1 rRNA gene is annotated in these 255 nt (G+C 56.1%); it reads right to left on the bottom strand.

The features are described from left to right. Positions 1–35: 35 nt before the first annotated feature. Positions 36–255, bottom strand: a 16S ribosomal RNA gene (locus QMX89_RS22825); the annotation flags it as partial.

Here is a 255-nt window from a genome sequence, read left to right as displayed (position 1 = left end):
GTGTGGGAGCTCATGAGCCAGCTGTTGTCGTCGATTAAGGAGGTGATCCAGCCGCAGGTTCCCCTACGGCTACCTTGTTACGACTTCACCCCAGTCATGAATCACACCGTGGTAACCGTCCTCCCGAGGGTTAGACTAGCTACTTCTGGTGCAACCCACTCCCATGGTGTGACGGGCGGTGTGTACAAGGCCCGGGAACGTATTCACCGCGACATTCTGATTCGCGATTACTAGCGATTCCGACTTCACGCAGTC

This window comes from Pseudomonas sp. PS01301 (assembly GCF_029960215.1).
Classification (GTDB): Bacteria; Pseudomonadota; Gammaproteobacteria; order Pseudomonadales; family Pseudomonadaceae; genus Aquipseudomonas; species Aquipseudomonas coleopterorum.
This window is presented reverse-complemented; position numbering and strand designations above follow the sequence as displayed.